The organism is Thermanaerosceptrum fracticalcis (genome assembly GCF_000746025.2).
GTDB lineage: Bacteria > Bacillota > Peptococcia > DRI-13 > DRI-13 > Thermanaerosceptrum > Thermanaerosceptrum fracticalcis.
Genome location: NZ_CP045798.1, coordinates 3685076 through 3711882 on the forward strand (window position 1 = coordinate 3685076; position 26807 = coordinate 3711882).

At 46.2% G+C, this 26807-nt stretch carries 31 protein-coding genes; 18 read left to right on the forward strand and 13 right to left on the reverse strand.

Annotated features, from left to right (window positions below):
• Positions 1 to 278: 278 nt before the first annotated feature.
• The 12 genes from BR63_RS18630 to BR63_RS18680 all read left to right on the forward strand — a co-directional run bounded on the left by BR63_RS18630 (position 279) and on the right by BR63_RS18680 (position 10503).
• Complete coding sequence (locus BR63_RS18630) at positions 279 to 890, forward strand: 4Fe-4S binding protein (RefSeq protein WP_034420732.1); 612 nt, start codon at positions 279 to 281, stop codon at positions 888 to 890.
• A complete protein-coding gene (locus tag BR63_RS18635; protein ID WP_153802030.1) occupies positions 891 to 2336 on the forward strand; it encodes a hypothetical protein in 1446 nt (481 codons plus the stop codon).
• Positions 2337 to 2363: 27 nt separating this feature from the next.
• Entirely contained in the window at positions 2364 to 3608 is a 1245-nt protein-coding gene (locus BR63_RS18640; RefSeq protein ID WP_034420733.1) for a benzoate/H(+) symporter BenE family transporter, read from the forward strand.
• A gap of 24 nt (positions 3609 to 3632) precedes the next feature.
• A complete protein-coding gene (locus BR63_RS18645) occupies positions 3633 to 4445 on the forward strand; it encodes a hypothetical protein (RefSeq protein ID WP_034420735.1) in 813 nt (270 codons plus the stop codon).
• Positions 4446 to 4458: 13 nt separating this feature from the next.
• The gene (locus BR63_RS18650; RefSeq protein ID WP_034420737.1) at positions 4459 to 5352 is read left to right on the forward strand and encodes a molybdopterin-binding protein; all 894 of its coding nucleotides are present in this window, start codon (positions 4459 to 4461) and stop codon (positions 5350 to 5352) included.
• 20 nt (positions 5353 to 5372) lie between these two features.
• Positions 5373 to 6158, forward strand: coding sequence for a 2-keto-4-pentenoate hydratase (locus tag BR63_RS18655; RefSeq protein WP_034420738.1), 786 nt, complete (start codon positions 5373 to 5375; stop codon positions 6156 to 6158).
• Positions 6159 to 6176: 18 nt separating this feature from the next.
• On the forward strand, positions 6177 to 7082 hold the full coding sequence (locus BR63_RS18660; protein ID WP_034420740.1) for an acetaldehyde dehydrogenase (acetylating): 906 nt from the start codon (positions 6177 to 6179) through the stop codon (positions 7080 to 7082).
• A complete protein-coding gene (dmpG, locus tag BR63_RS18665; protein WP_034420742.1) occupies positions 7079 to 8083 on the forward strand; it encodes a 4-hydroxy-2-oxovalerate aldolase in 1005 nt (334 codons plus the stop codon). The genes BR63_RS18660 and dmpG overlap by 4 nt, the downstream gene beginning before the upstream one ends.
• A 133-nt stretch (positions 8084 to 8216) precedes the next feature.
• On the forward strand, positions 8217 to 8606 hold the full coding sequence (locus tag BR63_RS19400) for an IclR family transcriptional regulator (protein WP_207724737.1): 390 nt from the start codon (positions 8217 to 8219) through the stop codon (positions 8604 to 8606).
• Positions 8584 to 8994, forward strand: a complete 411-nt coding sequence (locus BR63_RS19405) for an IclR family transcriptional regulator (protein ID WP_207724738.1) — start codon at positions 8584 to 8586, stop codon at positions 8992 to 8994. The genes BR63_RS19400 and BR63_RS19405 overlap by 23 nt, the downstream gene beginning before the upstream one ends.
• Before the next feature lie 52 nt (positions 8995 to 9046).
• Positions 9047 to 10132, forward strand: coding sequence for a nickel pincer cofactor biosynthesis protein LarC2 (gene larC2, locus BR63_RS18675; RefSeq protein ID WP_034420744.1), 1086 nt, complete (start codon positions 9047 to 9049; stop codon positions 10130 to 10132).
• Positions 10133 to 10236: 104 nt separating this feature from the next.
• Positions 10237 to 10503, forward strand: coding sequence for an SHOCT domain-containing protein (locus BR63_RS18680; RefSeq protein WP_034420746.1), 267 nt, complete (start codon positions 10237 to 10239; stop codon positions 10501 to 10503).
• Between the two features lie 121 nt (positions 10504 to 10624).
• On the opposite strand, the gene BR63_RS18685 is transcribed toward BR63_RS18680, so the two are convergent.
• The 10 genes from BR63_RS18685 to larE form a co-directional block, all read right to left on the reverse strand.
• Positions 10625 to 11245: a hypothetical protein gene (locus BR63_RS18685; RefSeq protein ID WP_034420748.1), complete on the reverse strand. Its 621-nt coding sequence runs from the start codon at positions 11243 to 11245 to the stop codon at positions 10625 to 10627.
• Positions 11246 to 11335: 90 nt separating this feature from the next.
• Positions 11336 to 11809, reverse strand: a complete 474-nt coding sequence (ahbB, locus tag BR63_RS18690; protein WP_034420750.1) for a siroheme decarboxylase subunit beta — start codon at positions 11807 to 11809, stop codon at positions 11336 to 11338.
• Positions 11799 to 12278, reverse strand: a complete 480-nt coding sequence (ahbA, locus tag BR63_RS18695) for a siroheme decarboxylase subunit alpha (RefSeq protein ID WP_034420751.1) — start codon at positions 12276 to 12278, stop codon at positions 11799 to 11801. Before ahbA ends, ahbB begins: the two co-directional genes overlap by 11 nt.
• Positions 12275 to 13270, reverse strand: a complete 996-nt coding sequence (gene nirJ2 / locus BR63_RS18700; RefSeq protein WP_034420752.1) for a putative heme d1 biosynthesis radical SAM protein NirJ2 — start codon at positions 13268 to 13270, stop codon at positions 12275 to 12277. Before nirJ2 ends, ahbA begins: the two co-directional genes overlap by 4 nt.
• A 23-nt stretch (positions 13271 to 13293) precedes the next feature.
• A complete protein-coding gene (gene nirJ1 / locus BR63_RS18705) occupies positions 13294 to 14469 on the reverse strand; it encodes a putative heme d1 biosynthesis radical SAM protein NirJ1 (protein WP_034420754.1) in 1176 nt (391 codons plus the stop codon).
• Between the two features lie 335 nt (positions 14470 to 14804).
• Positions 14805 to 15092, reverse strand: coding sequence for a hypothetical protein (locus BR63_RS18710; protein WP_153802031.1), 288 nt, complete (start codon positions 15090 to 15092; stop codon positions 14805 to 14807).
• Entirely contained in the window at positions 15068 to 15313 is a 246-nt protein-coding gene (locus BR63_RS20100) for an energy-coupling factor ABC transporter permease (protein ID WP_034420756.1), read from the reverse strand. Before BR63_RS20100 ends, BR63_RS18710 begins: the two co-directional genes overlap by 25 nt.
• Position 15314: 1 nt before the next feature.
• On the reverse strand, positions 15315 to 16532 hold the full coding sequence (larC, locus tag BR63_RS18720) for a nickel pincer cofactor biosynthesis protein LarC (protein WP_034420759.1): 1218 nt from the start codon (positions 16530 to 16532) through the stop codon (positions 15315 to 15317).
• 5 nt (positions 16533 to 16537) lie between these two features.
• Positions 16538 to 17287: a nickel pincer cofactor biosynthesis protein LarB gene (larB, locus tag BR63_RS18725; RefSeq protein WP_034420761.1), complete on the reverse strand. Its 750-nt coding sequence runs from the start codon at positions 17285 to 17287 to the stop codon at positions 16538 to 16540.
• 217 nt (positions 17288 to 17504) lie between these two features.
• The gene (larE, locus tag BR63_RS18730; RefSeq protein ID WP_034420893.1) at positions 17505 to 18305 is read right to left on the reverse strand and encodes an ATP-dependent sacrificial sulfur transferase LarE; all 801 of its coding nucleotides are present in this window, start codon (positions 18303 to 18305) and stop codon (positions 17505 to 17507) included.
• 334 nt (positions 18306 to 18639) lie between these two features.
• On the opposite strand from larE, the gene BR63_RS18735 reads away from it, so the two are divergent.
• Positions 18640 to 19494 (forward strand): flavodoxin family protein, encoded by an 855-nt coding sequence (locus BR63_RS18735; protein ID WP_034420763.1) that lies wholly within the window; start codon positions 18640 to 18642, stop codon positions 19492 to 19494.
• Positions 19495 to 19504: 10 nt separating this feature from the next.
• Here the strand turns inward: BR63_RS18735 and BR63_RS20105 are convergent, their stop codons facing one another.
• Entirely contained in the window at positions 19505 to 19729 is a 225-nt protein-coding gene (locus BR63_RS20105) for a Ger(x)C family spore germination C-terminal domain-containing protein (RefSeq protein ID WP_420825514.1), read from the reverse strand.
• A 118-nt stretch (positions 19730 to 19847) separates the two neighbouring features.
• Here BR63_RS20105 and BR63_RS18740 point away from each other — a divergent pair, with 118 nt between their 5' ends.
• Together BR63_RS18740 and BR63_RS18745 are read left to right on the forward strand one after the other, a co-directional pair.
• On the forward strand, positions 19848 to 21413 hold the full coding sequence (locus BR63_RS18740; protein WP_051965493.1) for a spore germination protein: 1566 nt from the start codon (positions 19848 to 19850) through the stop codon (positions 21411 to 21413).
• 15 nt (positions 21414 to 21428) lie between these two features.
• Positions 21429 to 22607: a Ger(x)C family spore germination protein gene (locus BR63_RS18745; protein ID WP_034420765.1), complete on the forward strand. Its 1179-nt coding sequence runs from the start codon at positions 21429 to 21431 to the stop codon at positions 22605 to 22607.
• Positions 22608 to 22626: 19 nt separating this feature from the next.
• Here BR63_RS18745 and BR63_RS18750 read toward each other — a convergent pair whose 3' ends face one another.
• On the reverse strand, positions 22627 to 22770 hold the full coding sequence (locus BR63_RS18750) for a hypothetical protein (protein ID WP_153802032.1): 144 nt from the start codon (positions 22768 to 22770) through the stop codon (positions 22627 to 22629).
• Between the two features lie 56 nt (positions 22771 to 22826).
• Positions 22827 to 23966, reverse strand: a complete 1140-nt coding sequence (locus BR63_RS18755; RefSeq protein WP_034420769.1) for a GerAB/ArcD/ProY family transporter — start codon at positions 23964 to 23966, stop codon at positions 22827 to 22829.
• Between the two features lie 305 nt (positions 23967 to 24271).
• Here BR63_RS18755 and BR63_RS18760 point away from each other — a divergent pair, with 305 nt between their 5' ends.
• The 3 genes from BR63_RS18760 (at position 24272) to BR63_RS18770 (ending at position 26787) form a co-directional block, all read left to right on the forward strand.
• The gene (locus tag BR63_RS18760) at positions 24272 to 25072 is read left to right on the forward strand and encodes a lipid II flippase family protein (protein WP_051965494.1); all 801 of its coding nucleotides are present in this window, start codon (positions 24272 to 24274) and stop codon (positions 25070 to 25072) included.
• 102 nt (positions 25073 to 25174) lie between these two features.
• Positions 25175 to 25957, forward strand: coding sequence for a cobalt ECF transporter T component CbiQ (gene cbiQ / locus BR63_RS18765; protein WP_034420771.1), 783 nt, complete (start codon positions 25175 to 25177; stop codon positions 25955 to 25957).
• Complete coding sequence (locus BR63_RS18770) at positions 25957 to 26787, forward strand: energy-coupling factor ABC transporter ATP-binding protein (protein WP_034420774.1); 831 nt, start codon at positions 25957 to 25959, stop codon at positions 26785 to 26787. The genes cbiQ and BR63_RS18770 overlap by 1 nt, the downstream gene beginning before the upstream one ends.
• Positions 26788 to 26807 lie beyond the last annotated feature (20 nt).

Below are 26807 nucleotides of genomic sequence, written 5' to 3' on the forward strand. Positions count from 1 at the left end.
ATAAACACGTGTCGCTGATTTACTTCAGCGGCATATTTTTTTGGATAATTTTTTGTCTTGGGGTCTTTGCTTTTCCAAAGAAGGACTAAATAGCCAAAAAATAAAAATAAAATAAAATATATTTTTTAGAAGGAATATCTACTAGTAGATAGAAATATATATACAACAATATAAAACTGCGTTCAATAATATGGAACGATTTGATGGGGGTGAGAGTAAGGGGAGTTTTTTAGGCGTTGAAAGTTTATTAGTCCATTACAATATGGGGAGGTATGCTTGTGAAACTCATAACCTTAGTGGCTAAAGTGGACAAAGAAAAATGTACGGGTTGTAAAACCTGTGCGAAGGTATGTCCCACAGTAGCGATTGAAATTGTGGATAGGAAAGCAGTTATTAACGAAGAATTATGCCGCGGCTGTGGCAACTGTAATCAGAGATGCCCTGTTTATGCCGTGACCATGGAAAAGCTGGAGAAACCTTATAAGGTTTCGGTGGCTGTGGAGGATGTTCCTTATGAAAAGATTGACGAGTTATGCAAAAAGGCCTTATTAAATCCTGAACAAATCATTTGCTACTGTACCGCTACCCGCGCTGAGGAAGTGGCGGCCGCAGTTCTAAAAGGTGCAAAATCTCCGGAAGAACTGTCGCAGCTTACCGGGGTTAGGACAGGTTGTAAGGTTGAATGTATTCAACCTATGCTTCGTCTCTTAGAAGCTCATGGCGTTACACCTGTACCTCCAGAAGGTGGTTATCAATGGTATGGCCGGACCCCCACAATATGGGATATACCGGAGGAAGTAAAGAAAAAATATAGCAGCCGTGGCTTTTATTTCGATGAAGATATTAAACTCCTTAACAAAGTTAAAGATACTAGAAAGGAGGAGAAATAGATGTTGAGAAAGCCTATTACCCCGCAGAAACCCCGTGTGTCCCAGTATGGTGTGGATCCTAAATATGTAACGAAAAGGGTAGCCGAATATCCTGAGATTACCTCCGTTATGTTGAGTGATCTGTTTCCTGATACTCCCAAGGTGATTTACCCCAGTGAAAAGGGTATTGCCGCTGTAAGGGAAGCTGCCGAAAAAGCCTTAGAAAACATCGATATGAGTATGATAAAACCCGGAGACTCTGTTAATGTATGTGCCTCTCACCATGGCTTTACCTTACTGGGTGGAGAGCCTTATGCGGAGCTTTTGCGGACAGTCAGAGATGTGATTGCCAGAAAAACCGGAACCGACAATATTCGTTTAAGAGCCGGGGTTGGTCTTCGCTTCCGGGAGACTGAAGAATATATTAAAGCTTTTAAGCTGGATGAACACTATAAAGGTAAGGCCCGTGGCGTAGCTCCTGTTGATGAAGGCATACCCATTGAAACTGAGATAGGGACCCTTTATGGGATTAAGGCTATTTATGATGCTGACTGGATAGTTCACGTTCATAACAGTGATGTGCGCGAAGTCCACTTCCACCGCCAGGTTGACAGGGCGGTAAAACCCTTTGGCATGTCTTATGCCAGGATTGAAACCCGTTCCACATATCACCAGAATTTGGGCCCCAGAGGGGCCAACTTTACCGCCCGTTCTATCTTTGCTTCAGAATTTGTACAAAGCAAGTTTGCTTTCACTGCCTTTCTGGATATGTCGCCTGTGGGTGTGGTGGGTGTTGATGCCGACAATGACCTCTATGCCTTAAACGACAGGCTAACCGTGGCAGGCTGTAAATATTACGGGAAAATTATGACTCTTTTGGGGCAAATAGATGAGTGTATTGCCGCTTTAGATTTCCCCTGCCCCGTACCTTATGTATTTGCTGCTGGTGTCATCTATGCCAACTTCGTAGGGGCCAATGTAGATCTCTTTGATTTAGAAGGTGACCTGCCTCCTTATACCTGGTATACGGAAGCCTTCTATGGCAAGGACGGTAAACCTTTAATCGAGGGAGTTGCTCCCGTTAACCCCGCTATTAAGATGTGTGTGCAAAATTACGGGTGGGGTGGTTATCCCAGCGCCTTCTTCAGTGAACACATTCCCACCATCGTTGTAGGCCGGGAACAGGCAGAAGTAATGAACCGTGACCCCCAGAATATCGAATACATGTCTCATGCAGTAATTGCTGATAACCTTGATACGGCAATGGCATTTGCCTATAAGACTGCCAAAACCGATAAAGTGATTATCTTTGACGGGGCAGCCGGTGGTATCAACGTCAGCGAATCCCTGGCCAAGTTCCTGATAGAAAAAGCTCCCTATGTCAACAAACTGGTGGATGAAGAATTACTCCCCAAATGGTTGCGTCAGCGTGGTGTAGACCCTGAGGTTCTGAAAAATTTCAAGTGAGCGGATTGTAGAAGGGGGATATAAAGCATGAGTTTAGAAGTCAAAGAGGCTAGGAAAAGCATTATAGAACCGGGACCGGGATTTGCCAGCGGTTTAGCCGATCTGGGCAAACATTTAAACGCCAATACCATCACGGCCGGTACTGTGGCCGCCGTATTCGGCTGTACGGGGCCTGCGCTGATTGTCTTAAATGCCGCCCAGACCGGTAAATTGACACAGCCCCAGGCTATATCCTGGTTATTTGCCATTTACTTTTTCGGTGGTTTGATTAGTATTATCCTGGCCTTGAAATACAAACAGCCCATTAACGGTGCCTACTCCATACCAGGTGCTGTAATGCTCATTGATTCATTAAAAAACAATTCTCTAAGTGATGCAGCAGGGGCCTATCTGGTGGCCGGTCTCATCGTCCTTATCCTCGGCTTGACAGGTTTGATCGGAAAAGTGATGAGATGGTTACCGGTTCCTATCGTCATGGCTATGATTGCAGGGGCTATGATCAGATTCGGTACAGGTATCGTAACTTCCACACAGGCTGCTCCCGTGATTGGCTTTGCCACCTTAGTTGGTTACTTTTTGGCACCTAAAGTTTCTAAAAAACTACCCCCAATTCTTACGGCTTTAGTACTGGGTATAGCCGCTGCCGGTTTCACAGGACAATTAAATTTTGCCGGGGTTCAATATAAATTAATCGGCCCGGAGATTATCATACCCACCTTTAATATGGGAACTATGCTTTCCATAGCCATCCCCCTAGCGGTGCTGGTCATGGGTGCGGAAAATGCCCAGGCCTACGGAGTTCTAGTTTCTCAAGGGTATAAACCCCCTATTAACACTATGACTATTATCAGTGGTATTGGTGGAATCCTTACTTCTTTCTTCGGTGGTCATAACGCCAATATTGCAGGACCCATGACAGCCATTTGTTCTTCCGAGGAAGCTGGCGAAAACAAAGAAGGCAGATACGCAGCTACCGTTGTCAATGGTATCCTCTTTGGAAGCTTCGGACTCATTGCCAGTATTGCTGTAGCCTTTGTCACAGGCTTACCTAAAACATTAATCGCCATTGTGGCCGGGCTGGCCATGGTGGGCGTTTTGATCAGTTCTTTTGAATATGCCTTTAGTACCAAAAAATTCAGAATGGGTGCTTTCTTCGCCTTAGTAATCGCCATGTCTGGCGTAACTATTCTTAAAATCAGTTCTCCCTTCTGGGCTTTACTGGGGGGCGTTGTTGCCTCACTGATTGCCGAACCCAAAGATTTTGACAGTTAAAAAACAGGTCTATAGGAGGTCATAATGCACATTGCCCAGGATTTGCGGGACGATATATTTCTCTCGGTAATGCATAAAAAAGTAAGGGCCAATATTACTGTAGAAGACAGTGGTATCGTCTGTGGCATGAAATTTGCGGCAGAAAAATTAGATTCTTTGGGAGCCGTCATTCACCAAATGGTGAATGACGGCACTCCTGTAGAAAAAGGGGATGTAATCCTTTCTTTTTCGGGAGATCCCAAAACTATTGCCATGGCGGAAGATCTGGTGATGGGCTATATTGCTAAGCCTTCCGGTATTGCCAGGGCGGCTCGGAAAGCAGTGGATTTAGCACAAGGTAAAATAGAGATAGTTAGTGGTGCCTGGAAAAAAATGCCCTTTGACATCAAACACCTGGTCCGTCACGGGATTATGACCGGCGGCTCCGCGGGCAGGATAGTACAAGGCCCTTTTATCTATCTTGATAAGAATTACGTGCGGATATTTGGCAGTGTCAAGGCGACCCTGGAAGCAGTGCGGGGATTGGAAGACTATGCCAAAGTCATTCAACTGCGGGGAGAAATTGAGGATATTACCACTGAAGCAAAGGCGGCAGTTGAGGGAGGAGCCTATGTCTTAATGGTGGATACCGGCTCTTTAGATGATCTGGCTGCTGTCAGTGAGATTGTTAAGAGGATGGGAGCGAGGCAAAAAGTAAAAATTGCTTTTGCCGGGTCAATCAAAATAAAGGACATCCCCAAACTCCTTGAATATGACGTGGATATTTTGGATATTGGGACCCAGATTATTGATGCTTCTTTATTAGACCTGAAAATGGATGTTGTCCACATTTATTAGGGGGATTAAGCCAATGGAGCTAAACCTATTAGAAAAAACCGAAGTGAGAATAACGGATATTGAGCTGGAAAATGCAAATTTGACTGACCTGGCTCAAACTGTGGCCGATGTTATGCAATTACCAAGGGATAAAGTGCTGGTAGTAGATGTAAGAAATGACCACATTGCCCTGGATATTCTCCAGAGAACCGTTCAGGCAGAACAAATATTTGGGAAAAAAGGGGTTTTATTGGCAGCACTCGCCAAGTTGCCGGGGGTGCGTATTAAAACCTCAACGGATATCCATTCTGATGGCATCCTGGGTTATATCGGCTTAGATGAAGCTGAGGCCCACGTTGTTTTAGAACGGACCAGGTCCATGGTCAATAACATCATGTCTCAGAAACGTTCTAAGGCAAGAGTTTATCCAACGGGCTTTGAGATAATTGAAGGCAAGATTGAGGATACCAATACACCTTATATCGCCAAAAGAATGGAAGAGGCAGGGTTTATTGTTGAGATCGGGAAAGCCATCCATGACAGTAAAGAGGCTATTGTCCAAAGCTTAAAAGAGGCCGCCAGCCACTGTGGTGTTATCATCACTACCGGCGGTGTAGGTGCCGAAGATAAGGATTTTACTATTGAAGGGATACTGGCTTTGGACCCGGAGGCTGCCACACCTTTTATCGTGAAATTTACTAAAGGACAGGGGAGACATGTCAAAGAGGGCGTCAAAGTTGGGGTCGGGGAGTATAACAACAGCTTGTTAATTGCTTTGCCAGGGCCTCATGATGAGGTAAAGATAACCGTGCCTCTAATCATTGAAGCTTTGAAAAATAATTATGACAAACATAGACTGGCTCAAATGTTAGTCGATGCGCTGCGGCACCGTTTACAGGAAAAAGCAGCCCATTGGCACCATCATTAAATAAAAAGAGGTGAAGAAAAATGGATAAGGAGTTTATCGTCAAAGCTGCCGAGGCCTTAAGAGTGGCCATGACAAACAAAAAACCTATTTCCGCTTTAACTGAACAAAAACCCGATATCACCATCGAAGAAGCTTACCAAGTACAACTGGTTAATGTGGAAGAGGCCGTAAAAGCTGGAAAAAGGATTGTGGGTAAGAAAATCGGCTTAACCAGTGTGGCTATGCAGAAGTTTTTAGGCGTTAATGAGCCTGATTATGGACATCTTCTGGATACCATGATCTGGGATGAAGAAATCCCCATTAGTTTAAGTAATTTATTACAGCCTAAAATTGAAGCTGAAATCGCTTTTGTCCTGGGTGATGATTTACAGGGACCTGGAGTAACTCTTACCGATGTATTAAGAGCTACTGCAGGAGTCGTTCCTTCTTTTGAAGTAATTGACAGCCGTATTAAGGATTGGAAAATCAAAATACAGGACACCATAGCTGATAATGCCTCCAGTGCAGGCATTACTTTGGGCAGTCAGCTTATACCTGTTAACCAGGTGGAGCTAAAATATGTGGGAATGGTCTTACAGAAGAACGGGCAGATTATCGAAACGGCCGCAGGTGCCGCTGTCATGGGGCATCCTGCGTTAGCCGTAGCCTGGCTGGCTAATAAATTAGGTTCTATGGGCATCGGTTTGAAAAAAGGAGAAATAATTTTGTCCGGTTCTCTTACGAAAGCAATAGAAGTAAAAGCAGGAGATGTGTTTGTAGCTACTTTTGGCGGATTAGGTTCCGTTAAAGCAGTGTTTACAGAATAAAGATGAGGAGTGACACGAGTGGAAAAAATAAAAGCAGCCATCATTGGCCCCGGCAACATCGGAATGGACCTCATGTACAAGATATTGAAACGGGCCAGAAACATCGAACTAGATACTGTAACAGGTATTATTGCGGATTCTGAGGGACTGATGCTGGCAAAAAGTCATGGGTTTAATACTTCTGCCGAAGGAATCGAGGCCATTATCAAGCGGGACGACATTAAAATTGTTTTTGATTGTACCAGTGCCAAAGCCCATCTCAAGCATGCTCCGATCCTTAAAGCCCATAAGAAAATAGCCATTGATCTGACCCCGGCGGCAGTGGGACCCTATGTCTCCCCCGCTGTCAATATGCTGGAGAACTTTGATAGTGACAATATCAACCTGATTACCTGTGGCGGGCAGGCTACTATACCTATAGTTGCCGCCATCAATAAGGTTGCTGATGTGGAATACGCGGAAATAGTGGCCACCATTTCCAGCCGCAGCGCCGGTCCCGGGACCAGGCAAAACATTGATGAGTTTACCCAAACAACGGCTAACGGTTTGGTTAAAGTAGCAGGGGCAGATACCGCCAAGGCTATTATCATCCTGAATCCTGCCGAGCCACCTATTATGATGAGAAACACCATTTACTGCCGGGTAAAAAATCCCGATCATATGGCCATTATGGCTAGTGTTACTGAAATGGTGAGCAGAGTTAAAGAATATGTACCTGGGTATACCCTGAAACTGGCGCCCATTGTTGATGGAAACAAAGTGACCACAATGATTGAAGTGGAGGGTGAAGGTTCATACTTACCCAAATATTCGGGCAACCTGGATATTATTACTGCCGCTGCCCTGGGGGTAGCGGAAAAAATCGCTGAAAACATGCTAAAAGACGCAGAAAAAGTTGTAGAAAAGGGGAGGGCTGCCCAATGAAAAAGGTTAGAATATTTGATTCCACGCTGCGCGACGGTATGCATGCCGTCAGCCACCAATTTACTCCCGAAGATATGGCTGCAATTGCCCGGGCTCTTGATGAAGCTGGTGTAGATACAATCGAGATGGGTCATGGTGACGGTTTGGGCGGCTCATCCTTCCAGTACGGGTTTGCCAAGGCCTCTGACGAAGACTATCTCAGAGCAGTTTCTTCCGTAATCAAAAGAGCTAAACTGGACATTCTTTTAATTCCCGGTATAGGGACGAAAAGAGACTTGGAAAAGGCGGCCAAATACAATGTAAAAGTTGCGCGGATTGCCACCCATGTTACGGAAGCAGATATTGGGGAGCAGCATATTAAAATGGCTAAAGACTATGGTATGGAAGCTATAGGATTCTTGATGATGGCCCATATGGCTCCCCCCGAAAAAGTGGTAGAGCAGGCAAAGCTTTTTGAAAGCTATGGCGCCGATGCCGTTTATGTGACAGATTCTGCCGGGGCTATGGTGCCCCATCAAGTGAAAGAGAGGGTAGCCGCTGTGAAAGCTGCTGTTCAGATACCGGTAGGGTTTCATGCCCATAATAATCTAGGATTAGCCATTGGCAATTCCCTGGCTGCCTTTGAAGCAGGGGCCGATTATATTGACGGCACTGTGAAAGGTTTGGGGGCAGGGGCCGGTAATGCTCCTACGGAAGTTTTAGTTGCTGTGTTTGACAAACTTAATGTGGAAACGGGTGTGGACCTCTATAAAATAATGGATGTTGCGGAAGATGTGGTAACACCGCGTATGCACAGACCTCAGGTTATTGACAAGGCTGCCCTTACTTTAGGATGGGCCGGCGTATATGGCAGTTTCCTGCTTCATACCTTCCGTGCTGCCGAAAAGTTTAAGGTTGACCCCAGGGATATACTTGTTGAATTAGGTAAAAGGAAGACTGTCGGCGGACAGGAGGATTTAATCATAGAAGTAGCTTATCAACTGAGCCAATCCCCAAAATAGGCTATTGTGTGGGGATGTTTTACTTCCTACCTTGAATTCCTTACCGATTTCCCCAGAGAATTCATACAAATCAGTTGATTATATGATATAATCAAATAGTTATATTGTTCTCAAATTAAGGGGGATTTGGTGGATGGGTACTCAAGGCAAAAACGGTCTTACTATACAATCAGTAGAAAGAGCCCTGGCTATTCTCGAAGAATTTAGCGTCAGAGAAAGAGAACTTGGCGTGACTGAGATAGCTAAAAGGGTAGGGCTAAATAAGAGTACCTGTTTCAACTTGATTAACACCCTGCTGCAAAAAGGATATCTGGAACAGAATCCTGACAATGGCAAATACCGTTTATCTTTAAAGATTTTTCAGCTTGGGAAAATATATGAAGCAGGTTTAGAGTTACGGGAAATTGCTAAGCCTTTTCTGCAGGAATTAGTGGATAAGACGGGAGAAACTGTTCACCTGGTAATAAGGGACAGAAGAGAAGCTGTTTATTATAGAAAAAGTGGAAGGGCCCAGTGCCATTAAAATTATTTCACAAATAGGCACTAGAGTTAATCTTCATTGTACAGGCGTAGGAAAGGTTCTATTAGCTTTTTTGCCAAGTGAATATATTGATAGACTTACACAACATCCCCTGAAAAAATTTACAGAAAATACCATAACTGATAAAGAAAAATTATTAGCACATCTCAGAGAGATTAAGGAAAAAGGATATAGTATTGATGATGAGGAGATTGAGGTCGGTTTACGCTGCGTAGCTGCACCGATTTTTGACCACAGGAAAGAGGTTATCGCTGCAATCAGCGTTTCCGGCCCAACCATCAGGATGACTTATGAAAAAATCAATGAGTTAACAGAAATTGTTAAAGAAACAGCTTTTAATATTTCAGTGAGGTTAGGATACACTAAATAAGCTACCAGTTTTGGTAGCTTTTTTTATACAAAAATAAAAGGAGGAATTCTCCATGTGCTCTATCTATATTGATTGTCCATCAGAAATAAGTTCATGTGCATTATTGGCGGGTATGATCGACTGTATGCTTATAGATCTTGACAAAATTAAACAAGATTTAAGTTATCCAGTCGGGGGTAAAGGGCTGATAAACGCCAAAAAGTTAGTTAAACAAGGGTCTACGGTGACTTTGCTTATACGCGATGTGTCAAGACAAATTAATTTGAGTGAAGCATACGAGATTATTGGCAATATAACACCGGAAGCAAAGGTCAACCGCAAATTAAAAGAGTATTTAGATTATCATACCGATTCTTCTGTTGAAAAAATATCGTTACAGGATCTTCTGGTTGCTGCGATAATAATATATAGTCTGGAAAAGTCAGACATAAAAAAAGTTATTTGTTCTTCTATTAAGGGGCGAATTAATAACCCGGCTTTGCTAAAAATTTTACCAGGTATGTTAATGAAAGGAGATTTTTCAGTAACTTCGTCTCTAGACATTTCCACCCTGGCATTGTTAAAAATAATTGTCCATGAATACAGTGATACTTTCACAATAAAGGTAAAATCGGTAGGGATTGGTTATCATAGTTTAACACAAGATGAGGGTATAAAAATATTTCTCGTAGAAAGCACTTATGAAAAGTACAGGGAGGTGGATGTTATAGAAACAAATATTGATGATATGAACCCGCAATTCTATGATTATGTATGTGAAAAGATAAGAGCTCTTGGAGCACATGAGGTATATCTGACTCCAGTCTATATGAAGAAAGGTAGACCAGGCATCGTCATAAGAATTATATGTAGTCCTTCTTTAACCCATTCCGTAATTAGGTTAATCTATCTGGAGAGCTCTTCTATCGGTGTTAGAGTATATAAAGCCTTTACTACAAAAGCTGAAAAAGAACTACATGAAATTCATACTCCTTACGGAAAAGTACGTGTTAAAACAGCCCAAAATGGTGGAAGTTTAGTAAATGTGAGTCCTGAATATGAGGATTGCAAAAAAATAGCGATAAAGACTGGGAAACCCTTAAAGTTCATTTACCAGGAAGTGACAAACATATTCTTACAAAGTCAAAGTGAGAATTGAATCTCCACATTTTCTTCATAATTTGCCAACGGATTCCTCATAATTTTTTGTTAGGATAGGGGTAAAGATAAATTTACCCCGAAAAGAACAAGGAGGAATCGGTTATGATGAGATACGGTTACGGTATGTACGGTATGCCTGGAGGTGGGCTGTTTATGATTTTTGTGTGGATACTACTGATTGCCGCCCTGGGTTTTGCCCTCTATGGCTTTATCAACTGGCTGGGGAAAAACAAGGTATCTGTAGTAGAAAGACAAGTCACCCATACCGGTGAAAGTACTCCTGTGCAAATCCTGAAGGAACGGTTTGCCAAAGGAGAGATTACCCAAGAGCAGTACCTGGAAATGAAGAAAACTCTGGAAGAAAGTTAAAGGAAGACAAAGAAATCGCTTCTCCAGGCTGTTGACAAAGACACGTCAGCAGCCTTTTTCATTGGCAAATCTACTAAGGCTAGACATAGGGGGAGGCAAAAAAAGAAGGGGACAATGCCCCTTATGCTCCTACGACTTTTTCCTGCAATTCCAAGATATCCCGTTCCATTTCCAATTGTCTGCGTTTGGTGGTAATCAGGGCCCTGGATAAAAAGTCTACTTTCCCATTTAATTCGCTTACGTCGTTCTTGACTTTGGACAAGTCTTCTTTTATTTGGGTCACGTCTGTTTTCACGTTGGCCAGCTCCGCTTTTACCCCGGCCATATCCTCTTTAACGTTGCCCATTTCACCTTTTAACATGGTTACTTCGCCCTTGAGGTACTGCATGTCTTCTCCCAGGGCGGCAAGCGCGGCGGTATTTTCTTCCGTGCGGTGTTCCAGTGCTTTTAGTAAGGCGGTATTTTCCTCTGTAGCAGCTTTTAGCCCAGTGACATCATTCTTCAGCACAGTGACATCATTCTTCAGCACAGTAACATCATTCTTCAGCACAGTAACATCATTCTTCAGCACAGTAACATCATTCTTCAGCCCTGCAACTTCGGTTTTCAGCCCTGCAACATCATTCTTTAGCCCCTCAATATCAGACTTGATACCCTTTAGTTCTTTGGTTACCGTATCAAACTGTTTTGCAAAATTGTTAAACTGTTCCAACACGACTTTTTGGAATTCTTCATTAGTCATAAGCGAATCCCACCTTGTGACGGTGCTCGGCTCATGCTCCTATTATAGCACCGATGTTTGATTTAAAACAGTCCATAAATGAAGACAAATTTACTCCATAAAATACTTCATACTGGTTTTTTTCAGTTCTGCTGTACTGAAAAGTAGCTGATATTCGGTAATCCCTGTTTCCCGGGATATTTTCGCTGCCAGATTAAAACACTCTTCCTCAGTTTCACTGTGAATCATGGAGAAAAGGTTATAAGGGAATTTGGGCAGGGGCGGGCGGTGATAACAATGGGTAACCTGGGGGTAGGCAGCAATTTTTCTGCCTACTATATCAATGAGCTGTTCAGGTACCCGCCAGACAATCATGGGGTTGGCTTTGAGACCCATTTCCCTGTGGCGGAGTGCAGCCCCGAAACGCCGGATATATCCTTTCTCCCGGAACTCCCGGATTTTTTCCAGGAGCATTTCTTCCGGGATATCCAGTCGCTGGGCAATACGGAGAAAGGGCCGTGGTTCCAGAGGGATGTTGCCCTGGAGTTCGCGAATGATGGCCTTGTCCAAAGGGCTAAAGGGCATGGGACTTCTCCTCCCGTCCGGGAACGGTGAAATTTACTTTTATTTTGAAAAGCTTGAGGGCGGGCAGGTTATAAACCTTTAAGCCCGTCTTTTTTTCTATCTCACCGATGATTTGCTGTAAAACTTCAGGCGAAGGTGTAATGAGGGTAAACCAGAGATTATAATCATGCTGGCGTGTATAGTTATGGGTAACCCCGGGGTAACTGTTAATCACCCGGGCTGTTTCCGCTATTCTTTCCTCAGGAACTTCCATGGCACAAAGGGTACTGGTATAGCCCAGGGCCCGGGAATCGAAAATAGCGCCTATGCGGCGAATGAGTCCTTCTTCGCTCATTTTCCTTAAACGTGTAATAACTTCTTCTTCCGTAATTCCCAGTTGGATGGCTAAATCCAGGTAGGGCCGGGGGGAGATGGGAAAATCACTCTGGATGAGGGTAAGAAGCTCTTTGTCTAAGTTATCCACCGTCATGCACCTGTCCTTCCGTGGTAAAGGCACCATGGTTCTTCCGCCATGTAATCCCCTTCATGGTAGAAATAAGCCCGGGCCCGGCATCCTCCACATACTTTTCGATATTCACAGCCACCGCATCCCCCACCGTACTCTTCAGTACGCAACTTTAAAAAGAGCGGACTTTCCCGCCAGATCTGGTCGAAAGGGGTTTCTCTCACGTTGCCGGCCAGGATGTTTAAATAAGCACAGGGCTGGACGTCACCTTTAGGGCTGATGATGCAGTAAGAAGTACCGGCCAGGCAGCCCTTGGAGAACCTCATTTTTAAACCCTTTTGCCTGGCAATACGCATAAACTGGGGTGCGCAGGTAGGCTTTAATTCGATAGGCACCTGTTTTTGCTTCTCGAGAATGCGCTCAAGGAGGTCTTCATATTCCCTGGCCCGCAGGGATTCCTCCTCAATATTGACGGCACGGCCCGTGGGAACCAGGAAAAAAATATGGTGGGCTACGGCTCCCAGTTCTACGGCCAGGTCCGTAATGGCTTCAATTTCAGCCTGATTCCAATCCATCACCGTAGTGTGAATTTGAAAGGGAAGGCCAGCCTCCCGGCAGTATGCCATGCCGCGCAGGGCTTGTTCCCAGCCACCGGGATAGACCCTTAATTTGTCGTGTTTAGCCGGATCGGTACTATCCAGGCTGATACCCATGCCCATAGTTCCCGCTTTCTTAAGGGCGCGGGCTAAATCTTTGGTAAGGAGAGTGCCGTTAGAACCGAAGACAGGTCTTAAACCCAGGTTTGCGGCATGCTGGACCAGTTCAACGATATCCGGCCGCATCAGGGGTTCCCCCCCGCTGAAGATCATGATTTTAAAGCCTGCCCTGGCGATTTCTTCCAGGAGTTTCTTGGCCTCAGAGGTATTAAGTTCGTCCTCGACTTTTTGCCCTGCCTCCCGGTAGCAGTGGGCACAGTACATATTACACTGGTTAGTCGCATTCCAGGAAATAATCATCTTTTATCTCCTTAAATCTAAATTTAGGTAAGGCTGATTTCGTCATCAGTGAGATAACAGGCCGGGTCTGCTTCCCAGAAGTCACCGGTGACGGCCTCAGCCCGGGCCCGGAAGTTGCCGTTACAAATGCTGAGCCAGCGGCACTCCCGGCAGCGGCCCTTCAGGAGAGGCTTGCGGTCTTTTAAACCCCGCAAAATAGGATGGGAAAGGTCTGTCCAGATTTCCCCGAAAGGTCTCTCCCGCACATTGCCGAAGGTGTGGTTTTGGGTGAACTGGTCGGGGTGGACGTTGCCGTACCAGTCCACGCTGGCGATGGCAATGCCGGAACGGTTGCCTCCGTTGTTTTTCAGGAGATTCCAGGCGATTTGAGCCAGCTCCGGATGAATTTCTTTTAACTTTAGATAGATATAAATCCCGTCGGCATGGTTATCTACGGTAAGAATTTCTTTATCCAAACCTTTCTCATGAAAGCGAAGAGTTTGTTCCATGATCAGATCCAGGGCCCGGCGGGATTCCTCATGGCTGATATCTTCTTTGACCATCTCACTGCCCCGCCCGGCATAAACCAGGTGGTAAAAACAGACCCGCGGTATGCCTACTTCCTCAATTAAGGAAAAGATGCCCGGCAGTTCGCCGAGGTTATGTTTGTTGATGGTAAAGCGCAGGCCCACTTTCTGGCCTACGGCCAGGCAGTTTTCCATTCCTCTTAAAGCCAGGTCGAAGGCTCCCTTTTGGCCCCGAAAACGGTCGTTGTTCTCGCCAATGCCATCTAAACTTATGCCGACGTACCCTACACCGATCTCTTTTAATTTTTGGGCTACCTTGCGTGTGATGAGTGTGCCGTTGGTGGAAAAAGTAGTCCTGATGCCTAGACTTGCTGCATACTGGGCCAAGTGCAGGACATCTTCCCGCATGAATGGCTCCCCCCCGGAAAGGAGGAGAACAGGGACCTTAAATGACTTTAAATCATCAATAAAGGCTTTGCCTTCTTCAGTCGTTAGTTCACCGGCATATTTTTGCTGATCAGAGGCTGCATAACAGTGAATGCATTTTAGATTACAGGTCCGTGTACAATTCCAGACCACCACCGGGCCCACGCCGTGGGTAGTCCCGTGGGTGGCCCCGTGGGATGAAGTACTGTAGCGCAGGGAGTCACCGTAATTATCACTGTTACAGAGGAGTTTCGTTACACTTATCACAATGAAGCCTCCTGTCAGTCAAGTAGAAGCATTAAATTTATTATATCTTAATATGTGGATGAAAGACAATGTATGTTAGTTGTTAGCTGCTAGTTGCTAGTTGGTAGTTGGTAGTAATCTTTAACGTGAACCGTTAACAGTTAACCGTAAACCGTAAACCGAATTCCGACTACCGAATTCCGTTATCTGTAAATTAATAAGCATAAATTTAAAAATACGGATATGGTACGTCGGATAGTGGATGTCGGATGTCGGAACTCAAGAAGCTGTAAAAAAAGGTTCACTGTTCACTGTTCACGGTTTACGGATATAGATAACCGGACTCAGGACACTGGTCACTGGTCACTTGCCGGACCGTCATCTGCCAGTTGGCCCTTCTTTAAGAGCAGGGTTTGCTCCGTTAATCCCGTTAAAGGCTTCTTCCCTAACGACGAAAAGGTAACGATAAGTGAAGAAACCAGCTCCCGGGGCACTCCCAATCTGGTTAAGGAGGAGAGGGGCTGGGGGAAGGGGCTTAAGGCATTGATTGTGATTAGTACAGAAACAGCAAGGAAGGCTTTATAGATTAGAGACAGACAAATTACAAAGCATGTCTGGCTTAAAGCAAAGGAGATATTATACAACCGTAATATGACTTTACTGTACGGGTATAGGTGTCCATGAGGACAGGGAAGTTTAACATCTGGGTAGCAAAAATGAAAGCTCCTGTTATTCCTAAAAGGGGAATATTTTTTTCTTCCATAGTGGCACGGCACTTTTTAAGAGCATAGCTCAGAAATTCCGCAAAAGTTATACTTGTGGTGAGTAATGTAGGTGCATTCAGGAAGTTATCGGGTATATGCACTTTAATCTTCCTTTTCAGTAACAAAGGTTTTATAGCCTAAAGTCATGGCTTCCTGGTAGATTTCTTTTAGGGGGATTCCCGTTTCCCGGGCGATAGTACGGCAGTCTTCGAATTCGGGAGCGATATTTACGATTTTTCCTCCTGTTTTGGCTGCTTTAATCCGGACGGGACCGTACTTTGTTTCTAACACATGGGAAGATCTGACCAATTTACGGCGGGTTACCTGGTACATCCGTACGCCTATGGTGGTAGATTCCGTAAATATGATATCGAGAAGAGGCTGGTGATCAGCCAAGTTGCTGGTCACGGATAAGAGCGTCCCCGGCCTGTTTTTTTTCATGTAAACGGGGGTAAGGAAGACATCGGCGGCGCCGGCCGCAAAGAGTTTTTCCATCAGGTAGTTGTAGAATTCAGGGTTCATATCATCAATTGTAGTTTCAATAATGGTGGAAGCATCTTCTTCTTCGGCTTTATCCACCAGTTCACCGACAAAAAGTCTCAGGACATTAGGAATGGGGAGGTCCCAGGTTCCCGCTCCATAGGCAATTGACTCTGTTTTCAAGGGAGGCAGTGGGCCGAATTCCCGGGCAAGGGTGCTGATGATGGCAGCTCCCGTAGGTGTTACCAGTTCGCCTTTGATTTCACCGCTGTAAAAAGGGATACCTTTTAACAGTTCAGCAGTGGCAGGGGCGGGAACAGGCATGAGGCCGTGGGAGCATTTTACCATGCCGTTTCCCACATGGAGATGGGACGCATACACTCTGGGAGCACCCAGGTAATGAAAACAAAAGGCAGTGCCTACAATATCAATAATGGCATCTACGGCACCTACTTCGTGGAAGTGGACTTCGTGCAAAGCACAGTTATGGACCTTGGCTTCCGCTTCTCCCAGGCGCTGGAAAATTTCAAGGGACATGCCTTTCACTTTCGGGGACAGGGTGCTGTTTTCAATTATTTCTGTGATGTCCTGGAGGTTCCTGTGCTGGTGATGGCCATGCTGGTGTTCTTGGTGATGGTGGTGGGGAAGCTTCACATCAAAATAGGCGGCGCTTATTCCTAATTTTTTTACCCGTTGATAAACCAATTCGTATTCATTATGTAAGGGCAGTTTTTGCAGTTCCCGGGCCAGGCACTCCAAGGGTATCCCGGCGTCCAGAAAGGCACCGATGACCATGTTGCCGCTAATACCGGAAAAACAGTCGAAATATAGAGCTTTCATTGTTGTTACCTCGCGTCTTCGTTAATAATGGCGGCTAATCTTCCGGCGCCGAAACCGTTATCGATATTCACCACGCCAACTCCGGCAGCACAGCTGTTTAACATGCAGAGGAGGGCGGAGAGGCCGTGAAAGTTGGCGCCATAGCCCACGCTGGTAGGTACGGCAATGACCGGGCGGGAGACAAGGCCGCCTACCACGCTGGCCAGGGCCCCTTCCATTCCCGCTACGACAACCAGGACATTGGCCTTTCTCAGCTTATCAAGATGGGCCAGGAGGCGGTGCAGCCCGGCTACGCCTACGTCATAGAGACGCTCCACCCTGTTGCCCATGATTTCCGCCGTGATGGCTGCCTCTTCCGCCACGGGAAGATCGGCTGTGCCGGCGCTTACGACCAGGATGGTCCCTTTATTAAGCTGGAGGGGTTTCCGGTTCACCACCACCATCCGGGCTAAGGCATGATATTCGGCTTCAGGACATACTTCCTTAATGGCTTCATAGGCCTCCAGGCTGGCCCGGCTGGCCAGGATATTGTTACTGTTTTTGGCCAGGTAACCGACAATTTCTTTAATCTGCTGGGGAGTTTTACCCTGGCAGAAAATGACCTCAGGATGATTTTGCCGCAACGCCCGGTGGTTATCTACTTTGGCAAAGCCCAGGTCCTTAAAGGGTAATTCCTTAAGCTGTTCCATTCCTTCCTCGACAGTGACTTTTCCCTGCTGGATAGCTTGTAGAAGTTTTTTGATCTGTTCTTGCATACATTGTCCTCCAATCGCTGATAATTTAAAAGCAACGGGTTATAACTATTCTTGCATACGTGAACCCGTAAACCTTGGCCAGTATCTGGTAATCAGTGACCGGTGACCAGAGTCCAGAGTCCAGAGTCCAGTATCCGGTTCCCAGCGAAAAAAACCAGTTTTTACAAAAATTCGGTAGTCGGAAATCGGATGTCGGAAGTCGAGGCCGCCAAGGGGACTACAGTGTCTCATTCATACTTCCCTGGCGGTAGCCAAGAAGGTCCAGGGTCACATAGGTGTAACCAAGTTTTTTTAATTCCCTAGTAACCTTATCACCCATATCAGGCGCGGTAATCCGGGGAAAAATTTCCGGGGGCAGTTCTATGCGGGCCAGCTGGCCGTGGTCCCTAACGCGCAGTTGTTTTTCTCCTAAAAGGTCTATGAGGTAATTCTCAGCCTGTCCCACCCGCTGTAAGATTTCCCGGGTAATAGTGGTGCCGTAGGGGACCCGCGTGGCTAAACAGGGTTTGGAGGGTTTGTTCCATACGGCTAATCCGTAAGAGCGGGCCAATTCCCTGATTTCTGCTTTGCTTAATCCCACTTCCAGTAAAGGACTTTTCACCCCCAGTTCCAGGACGGCCCTGTGCCCGGGGCGGTAGTCATTTTGATCATCGGCGTTAGACCCCTCTATGACCCAGTTTAATCCCTGTTCCTTGGCCAGTTCTAAAAGACCCAGGAAGCGGAACTTTTTACAATGATAGCACCTATCCGGCGTGTTGGCGGTGAAGTTTTCATTCTCCAGGTCGGCCACCGGTACCAGGAGATGTCTGGCTCCTATCTGTTGGGCATAGAGCTGGGCTTCTGCAATTTCCTCTTCAGTGGATAATTCGGAAGCTGCTGTAACGGCAAGGACCTTTTCTTCTCCCAGACTTTGCCGGGCTACAGCCAGGAGCAGGGTACTGTCTACTCCTCCGGAGTAAGCCACCAGCACACTGCCTAATTGTTTGAGGTTATCCTGCAATCTTTTAAGTTTCTCCATATTATCACCCTTTCTTAAAGAAAAAGCCACGAAAGCAAAACCCTTTTCTGGGCAGCCTTCATGGCTATCGTCAGTTATTAGTTACTGGTAATTTAGTTGTTGGTTGTTGATAGAAACGAGGTATTATCTAATAAATCGTTACTAGTAACTAGCAACTAGCAACTAGTAACTTACAGCAGGCCTTCATGGTCCTGTTAAATTTAAATATAACACTGGTGAGAAAACAGTGTCAATCTTATTCCTATTTTTTTCAGAATAGTACTACTTGCACCTTGTCAAAAGGGGGCCAGTTCATATACTCTTAAAAATAAAGAATATGTAATGGAGGAGTGCTATGGGTAAGAAAGTCTTAGGCCTGGTGGCTTCACCCCGAAGGATGGGGAACTGTGAAATGCTCCTGAAAGAAATCATGCTGGCGGGAGAGGATTGGGAGAAAGAGATTATTTATTTACATGAGCTGGAGATCAAGCCTTGTAAAGCCTGCTATCGCTGTTTGCCCAGTGGCGCCCTCTGCCCGGAGAAGGATGATTTCAATTATCTCCTGGACAAAATAGCCCAGTCCGATGGTATTATTCTGGCCGCACCCTGTTATTTCTTAGGCCCTAACGCTATCCTGAAAAATATCATGGATAGATTTATTTCCGTGGGGAATGAAGCAGACAGGTTTAAGGGGAAGCCTTGTTTCACCGTCACTACCTACGGTGTAGAGGGGTGGCAGGGGTTTAGCAGGGAATTTACCAATCTCTTTGCCCGTTTTCTCCACTTAGACCTGAAAGACAGTTTCCTTATTAAGTCATCCTATCCCGGTGAATGCTTTACTGATGAAAAATTGCTGCAGGCTTTAAGAGAAGCAGGAAGAAACCTTTTTAAACCCGGCTATATCTCGCAACCTCCTTCCCTGGCCTGCCCTGTTTGCTGGAACCCTTATCTTTCCCTGCAGGCCGAGGGGGTGGTATGGTGTCCTGTCTGCGGCAGCCGGGGTAAAATAGACCTGAAAGAGGGCAATATTTTTCTTGAATTTACAGATGCAGGGGAACACCGTTTTACGCCTGAGGCCATGGGCCACCATTTTGGAGAGGTCTTGCCCGCTACCATGGAGACCTTTTTAGCCCGGCGCCAGGAAGTCAAGGAATTGCAAAAAAAATACCGCCAGTTTAACTGGGATGTAGAAAAACCCGCTCAAAAATAAGAGCGGGTTTTTAGCGTTTAAGGCCGATACGGGTAATACGGGCATCGACCCGGACTCCCACTGGGACCTGGGGAAAGATCTCTTCCCACTTGATATTCCGATAAACTGCAGGATAGGTGTTAAACAAACTCTGGCCAATGTGCAGATAGTCAATCAGGTCTTTAATACCCTTCCGGCCGAAATCCTCCCCGATGATGACCGCTCGCAGGTGAGCCAGGCTGATTTTGCGTTCGATTTGTCCTTGGGCCGGCCGTAAAGGTTATTAAAATTGTTTATTCTTGTTATGCCTGAGGGAAATATTTCTTATTTTTCTAAGACATACTAAGTGTAGGCTGGAAAAACGGGGGATTGCTGTGTTCTGGCAGAAGAAAAAGAAACCGCAGGCACAAGAAAATAAAAGTGAACAAGAAAAGCAAAAAAGGAAAGTTAACCAGCCTGAGGAGTTTACACTATGCCTGGAGGCCAATATTAAAGCCTTGCAAGACATTTTGCATAATTGCTCCGACGTAGTCTTTCGCTGTCTGACCGTAGCCAGGCGCCAGGCTTATCTTGTCTATGCCCAGGGGATGATTAACACCGACCTGCTAAGTAAAGGCATCCTGCAGATATGTTTTGAAGACTTCACCCAGGAAGCCCGTGACCTCCTGGAAGAGTTAAAATACCGGGGGCTGGCCATCGGTCGCATCACCCAATCCAACAAAGTGGACTCCTGTATCAAAGACCTGCTCGCCGGGAAGGCCCTGCTCTTACTAGAGGGTTACCGGGATGTTTTAGTGTTAGATATCCCTGGCGGGGAAAAACGCAGCATCGATACGCCCCAGGCCGAACCCAGCGTACGGGGGCCCATGGACAGTTTTGTTGAAGCCCTGGAGGTCAATATTTCTCTCCTGCGGCGCCGCCTGGCCACCCCTGATTTTAAAGTGGTTTCCCTGGTCCTGGGAAAAAGAAGCCATACCAATGTCCGGGTCTGTTATATGGAATCTATTGCCCACCCCAAACTCCTGGAGGAAGTCCTGCGCCGCCTCCACTTGATCAATATCGATGCCCTCCTGGAATCTTCATATATCGAAGAACTTATCGATGATGAACCATACTCACCTTTCCCCACCATCCAGACTACGGAAAGGCCCGATAAAGCGGTGGCCTCTCTCCTGGAAGGCCGTATTGTCATTATTCAGGAAAATACATCCTTTGTCTTAATCATGCCCGCCTTTTTCCAGCAGTTTTTTCAGGCCGCCGATGATTACTATAACCGCTATTTCTTTGCCACTTTTATACGAATTCTCCGTATTGCTGCTGTCCTTATTTCCGTTTATGCCCCGGCCCTGTATGTAGCCTTTACCACTTTTCACCAGGAGATGCTGCCTACTTCCCTCTTGATTAGCCTGCAGACCCAGAGGGAGGGTGTGCCCTTTCCCGCTGTCTTGGAAGCTATTTTAATGGGGATTGCCTTTGAAATTTTGCGGGAAGGGGGTCTGCGCCTGCCCCGTCCCATAGGCCAGGCTGTCAGCATTGTAGGGGCTTTGATCATTGGGGAGGCGGCCGTGAGAGCCAGCCTTGTTTCCGCCGCCATGGTCATTGTGACTGCCCTAACGGCCATTACTTTTTTTACCGTACCCACCTTAATTATTGGCGAGGCTTTTTTAATCATCCGCATTATCCTTGTTATGGCTGCAGGTGTTCTGGGCCTGTGGGGTATCTTGATCATCACCCTCCTGTTCTTAGCCCATCTTACCTCCCTGCGTTCTTTTGGCATTCCTTATCTCAGCCCCGCGGGGTCTTTAATTAACCTTAACCTTGATGAGTTCCTGGTGAGGGCTCCCCTCTGGGCCATGCGCAAGCGGCCCAAACTATTAGGCCAAAGAAATCCCACCCGCCAGGGCAGACGTCCTTCTCCCCAAAATACAGGCAAAAAGTAGAGGTGAACTATGCGGATGAGGAAATTGTCAGCCATGGTTTTATTGTTTGTTCTGGCCCTGATCACGGTTTCCGGCTGCTGGAGCAGGAGAGAATTGAACCACCTTACCATCATCCTGGGGGCTGCCTTGGACCTAAAAAATGATCATCATTACATCACGGTGATGGGCACGGACCCTACACAAGGAGGCGGCGGCAAGGAAAGGAGTCAGGGTAGTGGGCAGGGCAGCCCTTTTGTTGTCACCTCCGCCGAGGGGAAAACAATCTTCGAGGCCGCCCGCAACCTTAGTTTAATTATGCCGCGGCGCAACTACTGGGCCCACTGTGAAGTTGTGCTGGTCAGTGAAGGCTATGCCAGGGAAAAGGGCCTAAGGGAACTCCTGGATTTTTTTACACGGGACCATGAGCGTAGGCGGGAAACCTATCTCATAGTAACCAGGGGGCAGGCAGGAGAGATGTTAAAAGTGATGCCAACCTTAAGCCAGTACCCGGCCAGGGAAATCATCGAACAGATTCGTCTGACCAGGATTTCCGCTAAAGGTTTAGTTACGATACTGAACGATTTTATTGCCCAATCCGAGGGAGTTACCCGGACCAGTCTGGTCAACTATATGGATATCCGTAATTACGGGGGGAATCCGGAAATACCGGGTCAAGGGGAGGAAAAGGTTCAGGCCGGGGCAGGCGTGTTTTATAACTATAAGCTGATAGGTCTTCTCAATACCAGGGAGACCCGGGGGGCCAACTGGCTGCGTGATAATATCAAGACAGGGGTGATCTCCTTTGCTCCGGAAGGGGAAAGGGAAAAAAATACCGTCCTGCAGATTGACAGGGTCAAGACAAAAATGAAACCCCTGCTCAAGGAGGAAGGGGGACAGGTGAAGTATACCATTGAGGTTACAGGGTCCCTGGTGGAATATGGGGGAAAAGCGGATATTACTAAAAAGGAAACGGTAAAGATGCTGGAAAAGGCCTGCAGTGAAGAAATAGAAAAAGAAATCCGGGAAATCTGGAAAAAGGCACAAAGGGAGTTGAAGACGGATATCTTTTTACTGGGGGACAAATTCGCTCATGCTTATCCCTTTTTATTAAAAACAGATCCCTCGGAATGGCAGGAATTCTTTATGGCTTTGGAACTGGAGCTGGAGGTCAAAACCAAGATTAACAGTGCCGGCGTGCGGGGGAAACCGGTATAGGAGGTGAGGGGGTTATCTTTTATGTGGTTTTAATTGTTTCAATCTTAATTATGGCTGTGGAACTGCCGCCCTTATGGAAACATAAGCAATGGCTGAATCTCATATTGGCCGGGGTGTTTATTTCAATGGGGTTTTTTCTCACTCTGCTTTTCCACTTAGGCATAGAACCCCCTTCTCAGGCGGCCATATTAAATACGGCGGTAGAAAGGCTTTTCCCCTTTATCCCGGCTTTTTTTGGATTCTGAGGAACTTTTGGCGTTTTTTTAACTGTTCCCTTTTCTTTTTGCCTGGTTTTAACCTGGACAGGAGGAGTAAAAAGGGTAAGAGGACAAAAACCTGGGGCAGGGTCAAAAGGGGCCATACAGAAGCTACCAGCGGTTCAACTTCTGTATGATCGGCATAAGCCCTTAGGCCTAGGGGAAAAAGGAAAAGGCTGAAGGGATAAACCAAACCCTTAATGTCTTTTAAATTAAATAAATAGGCTAACCCCCATAAGCTGGCCAGCATGCAGACAGCCAGTTTGATGAAAGTCGTAAAAAACCAGGCAAATACCAGGAGGATTTCAACTCTTTCCACGAATTCACCCAGGACGATGCTGCGGGCCACAAAGTAGACAGGAAAATTGAGCTGAGCGGCCTCATGGGCGCCGAAAATGCCGATGGCGTAGACAGGCCGTAAAATAAGAAAAAAACCGGATAAAGCCGTGCCGGACAGCAGTGCTGGGAGTATCTTTTTTGTGTCCTGCACCTGGGGAGCGAGAAAGGAAAGTAAAATCATTTCTCCATAGGGGAAGGCCGTAATAATGATCACTACTTTACTTATATTTACAAAGCCTGCGGCAAAAAAGGGCCGTAAGTAATTAAAATTCAACTGGGGGGCAGCGGCCAGGACCATAAAAGAAAAGGCTAAAACCACCAGGGGAGTAACCACGTGACAGCAGCGGGCCGCAACTTCCAGGCCTTTAGCCACCACAAACCCGGTAGCCAGGGACATGGTTAAGGCAAAAACCCATCGGGGTGTTTCGGGGATAATGACCGTACTAAAAAGAGACTCAATGTTGTTAAGCACAAAAGCACCTAACAGGATGGCGTAGAGAATAAAACCACTGAGAATTACCTTGCCTAACAGGGGACCTAAAAGGGCAGTAAGGATTTCCCCCAGGTTTTTACCCGGAAATTTACTAATCAGAAGATAAAGCATGAGGGAGATAATCATACCGAGACCTGTGGCAATGGTATTTCCCAGCCAGGCATCTCTTTCGCCGTAACGGATGGCAGGGGTTAAGATAATGGCAGTTCCCAGGTTAAAGCTTATGGTTAAACAAAATAACTGTAAGGAAGAGATGTGCTCCTTTTGCATAGTCCGGGGCACCAGCCTTTAATACATGGTATGGAAATTTTATCCTTCCAAAGGGTAGTTGTTTCCCGGGAAGGATTTTTTATGCATCATTCGACTTCAGAATCGTCAGTAATGAGTCATGAGTAGCGAGTATTTAGTGACCAGAGTCCAGTTAAAAAGCCGGTCACAGGTCACGGGTCACCGGTCACTGAAAAAGTGTTTACTCGCTACTTTTCTAAATGCTACGAACTGCCAACTGTGAACTGTGCACTACTACACGGGAATGATATAATTATCTAAGTAAAATTCAAAGAGGGGGGAGAATCATGTATCTCCGCCTTGGTGTCGTGATGGTTCTCGTCGCCTTTATTAATATGATTGATACCCTGGCCTTTGGTGCACGCCTGGCGGGAGTGCGAACCCATAGCCCTTCGCTGGCCATGTCACTGTATAATATTGTGGCCCTGACCGCCCGTACGGCTAATTTGATCCAGCTTCCCCTGGTGGCCAGTATCGTAGATAAGTCGTTACAGGCGGGAGAGGGGGCTCCGCTCCTTTTTGTCTTCCGCTTTATTATTTTTGCCAATTCTCTAGGGACCCTCGTTGGTATTCTTTTCCTACCTTTATCTGTAAGAACTTTTACCTGGGGCATCGGTAAAATGGAGAAATTCCACTCTGTTCCGGTAGTGGCCATTGAATTTTTACGTCCCGCCAATATCAAGAAAGCTGTCCATGTGCCCCTGGCCAGCCTGCGGCATTTAAAATCCATAGAGTGGTCCAGGATACCTCTTACCTTTATTTTTACTAACCCCATCCTCGTTTCTTTTTATTCTGTAGGCGTATTGGCTTCCATCTATGCAGGATATTTAATCCCGGAATACCGCCTGACTGCCAGTCAATTGTCCGGCATTATTAATGGTATTGCCACTGTTTTACTGGTAGTTATCGTGGACCCCATATCGGCCTTAATTTTGGACGAGACGCTGAAAGGAAAGCGGGAGGAAGCGGAATTAAAATCGGCTATTGGTCTTTTGGCTGGCGGAAAATTCCTGGGAACACTTCTTGCCCAGATTCTCTTAGTTCCTGCCGCACAGATAATCGCTTTTATAACCAGGGTGATTACCTGACGGTAAATAGTTAGTTGATAGTTGATAGTTGTTAGTTGTTAGTTGATAGTTGATAGTTGAATTCGGAAAACGGAAGTCGAACTATGGAAGTAGGTGTAAAGGTTGTTTATCAGTGAAACCTATGCTTATTGCAATGGCCTGCGCCATGTACACCCCGGTGAAAAAGGGCTCTTTTTCATCCTTACCCTGTTTATAGCTTTGGTTAACAAATCTTTATTGATTTCCCTGGTCTTGGCAGGTTTTATTATGGCAGTACTGGTGGCGAAAGCCCGGATACCGCTCTTAACCATCCTGGGGTTTATGCTGATACCCGCGGGTTTTGTTTTTTTAAGCCTTGTCATGCTGGTTCTCTCTATAACGAGAGAAGCTTCCGGGGGGTTAGTCCTGGGGGCATGGGCAGGATATTACCTTGTTATTTCCTATTCCGGTATATGGTTAGCCAAGACAGTCTTGGCTAAGGTAATAGGCTCGTTAACCTCTATGATCTTTTTGCTCTTTACTACACCTTTGGTGGATCTTATGGCCCTTTTACACCGTTTGAAAGTGCCGGGGATCTTTCTGGAACTTATGGTGTTAACTTACCGTTTCATTTTTGTTTTCCTGGAAACTGCGGGGCAGATTTACCGGGCCCAGGAAGCCCGCTGTGGGTTTACTACCAGGTCAAGTGCTTTCCGTGCCTTACGGCTTTTGATCGTTAACCTTTTTACTAAAACTTTACATCGCTCCCGCCAGCTTACTTTAGGTTTAGCCGGCCGTGGCTATAGAGGTGTACTTCTTGTGCCTAAAGAGCTTCCGCCCCTTTCTGTAAGTCATCTTTTAGGTATTGTGGTTTTCGTTTTGGTGCTGGGCATAATCGTGCTGGGGGCAGCAGGAGGTGTTTTGTGATGAGTGACTACATCATGAGAGCGGACAAACTGGAATATACATATCCCGATGGTACCAAGGCCCTCAGAGGACTTACCCTGGCCCTGCCGCGGGGGAAGAGAATTGCCTTTCTGGGACCCAATGGGGCGGGAAAATCCACATTCTTCCTTCATTTGAACGGCCTTAACCGTCCCAGCAGGGGCAGTCTGTTCTTCCAAGACCAGCCCTACCGGTATGACGGGAAATCTCTAAAGCAACTTCGCCAGCAGGTGGGGTTAGTTTTTCAGGACCCCGATAATCAGTTGTTTTCCGCCAGTGTAAGCGAGGATGTGGCGTTCGGGCCTTTTAACTTAGAGTTGCCGGCTCAGGAAATTACCCGGAGAGTAGAGACTGCCCTTAGAATAACAAATTTATGGGAATTGAAAGATAAACCTACCCATTTTCTAAGTGTTGGACAAAAAAAGCGTGTTGCCCTGGCTGGAGTCCTGGCTATGAAGCCTGAGGTTATTGTATTGGATGAGCCCACAGCCAACCTTGATCCTAAACATACGGGCATCATTATGAATATTTTAACGGAGTTAAATAACGCCGGTAAAACAATCATTATTTCCACCCATGACCTGGATATTGCCCTCTCCTGGGCTGATTACCTCTTTGTATTAAAGAATGGCGGACTGCTCGCAGAAGGTACGCCCCGGGAGATTTTTGCCAATGAGGCGGTATTACAGGAGGCCGAACTGGAAAAACCCCTCATCTGGAGAGTGTACCAGGAACTTCTGCGTAAGGGTTATCTGGAGGAGGGTAAAAGAATTCCTCATAGTATACATGAGTTGCTGACAATCTTAAGGTAGTCCGGTATGAATCCTTTCCT

What these genes read in the sequence shown, in the direction of transcription:
- BR63_RS18635 (WP_153802030.1), top strand. Translation starts at nt 891, where the DNA reads ATGTTGAGAAAGCCTATTACCCCGCAGAAACCCCGTGTGTCCCAGTAT.
- BR63_RS18640 (WP_034420733.1), top strand. Translation starts at nt 2,364, where the DNA reads ATGAGTTTAGAAGTCAAAGAGGCTAGGAAAAGCATTATAGAACCGGGA.
- BR63_RS18645 (WP_034420735.1), top strand. Translation starts at nt 3,633, where the DNA reads ATGCACATTGCCCAGGATTTGCGGGACGATATATTTCTCTCGGTAATG.
- BR63_RS18650 (WP_034420737.1), top strand. Translation starts at nt 4,459, where the DNA reads ATGGAGCTAAACCTATTAGAAAAAACCGAAGTGAGAATAACGGATATT.
- BR63_RS18655 (WP_034420738.1), top strand. Translation starts at nt 5,373, where the DNA reads ATGGATAAGGAGTTTATCGTCAAAGCTGCCGAGGCCTTAAGAGTGGCC.
- dmpG (WP_034420742.1), top strand. Translation starts at nt 7,079, where the DNA reads ATGAAAAAGGTTAGAATATTTGATTCCACGCTGCGCGACGGTATGCAT.
- BR63_RS19400 (WP_207724737.1), top strand. Translation starts at nt 8,217, where the DNA reads ATGGGTACTCAAGGCAAAAACGGTCTTACTATACAATCAGTAGAAAGA.
- larC2 (WP_034420744.1), top strand. Translation starts at nt 9,047, where the DNA reads ATGTGCTCTATCTATATTGATTGTCCATCAGAAATAAGTTCATGTGCA.
- BR63_RS18680 (WP_034420746.1), top strand. Translation starts at nt 10,237, where the DNA reads ATGATGAGATACGGTTACGGTATGTACGGTATGCCTGGAGGTGGGCTG.
- BR63_RS18685 (WP_034420748.1), bottom strand. Translation starts at nt 11,245, where the DNA reads ATGACTAATGAAGAATTCCAAAAAGTCGTGTTGGAACAGTTTAACAAT.
- ahbB (WP_034420750.1), bottom strand. Translation starts at nt 11,809, where the DNA reads ATGCCCTTTAGCCCTTTGGACAAGGCCATCATTCGCGAACTCCAGGGC.
- ahbA (WP_034420751.1), bottom strand. Translation starts at nt 12,278, where the DNA reads ATGACGGTGGATAACTTAGACAAAGAGCTTCTTACCCTCATCCAGAGT.
- nirJ2 (WP_034420752.1), bottom strand. Translation starts at nt 13,270, where the DNA reads ATGATTATTTCCTGGAATGCGACTAACCAGTGTAATATGTACTGTGCC.
- larC (WP_034420759.1), bottom strand. Translation starts at nt 16,532, where the DNA reads ATGAAAGCTCTATATTTCGACTGTTTTTCCGGTATTAGCGGCAACATG.
- larB (WP_034420761.1), bottom strand. Translation starts at nt 17,287, where the DNA reads ATGCAAGAACAGATCAAAAAACTTCTACAAGCTATCCAGCAGGGAAAA.
- larE (WP_034420893.1), bottom strand. Translation starts at nt 18,305, where the DNA reads ATGGAGAAACTTAAAAGATTGCAGGATAACCTCAAACAATTAGGCAGT.
- BR63_RS18735 (WP_034420763.1), top strand. Translation starts at nt 18,640, where the DNA reads ATGGGTAAGAAAGTCTTAGGCCTGGTGGCTTCACCCCGAAGGATGGGG.
- BR63_RS18745 (WP_034420765.1), top strand. Translation starts at nt 21,429, where the DNA reads ATGAGGAAATTGTCAGCCATGGTTTTATTGTTTGTTCTGGCCCTGATC.
- BR63_RS18750 (WP_153802032.1), bottom strand. Translation starts at nt 22,770, where the DNA reads ATGCCTAAGTGGAAAAGCAGAGTGAGAAAAAACCCCATTGAAATAAAC.
- BR63_RS18755 (WP_034420769.1), bottom strand. Translation starts at nt 23,966, where the DNA reads ATGCAAAAGGAGCACATCTCTTCCTTACAGTTATTTTGTTTAACCATA.
- BR63_RS18760 (WP_051965494.1), top strand. Translation starts at nt 24,272, where the DNA reads ATGTATCTCCGCCTTGGTGTCGTGATGGTTCTCGTCGCCTTTATTAAT.
- BR63_RS18770 (WP_034420774.1), top strand. Translation starts at nt 25,957, where the DNA reads ATGAGTGACTACATCATGAGAGCGGACAAACTGGAATATACATATCCC.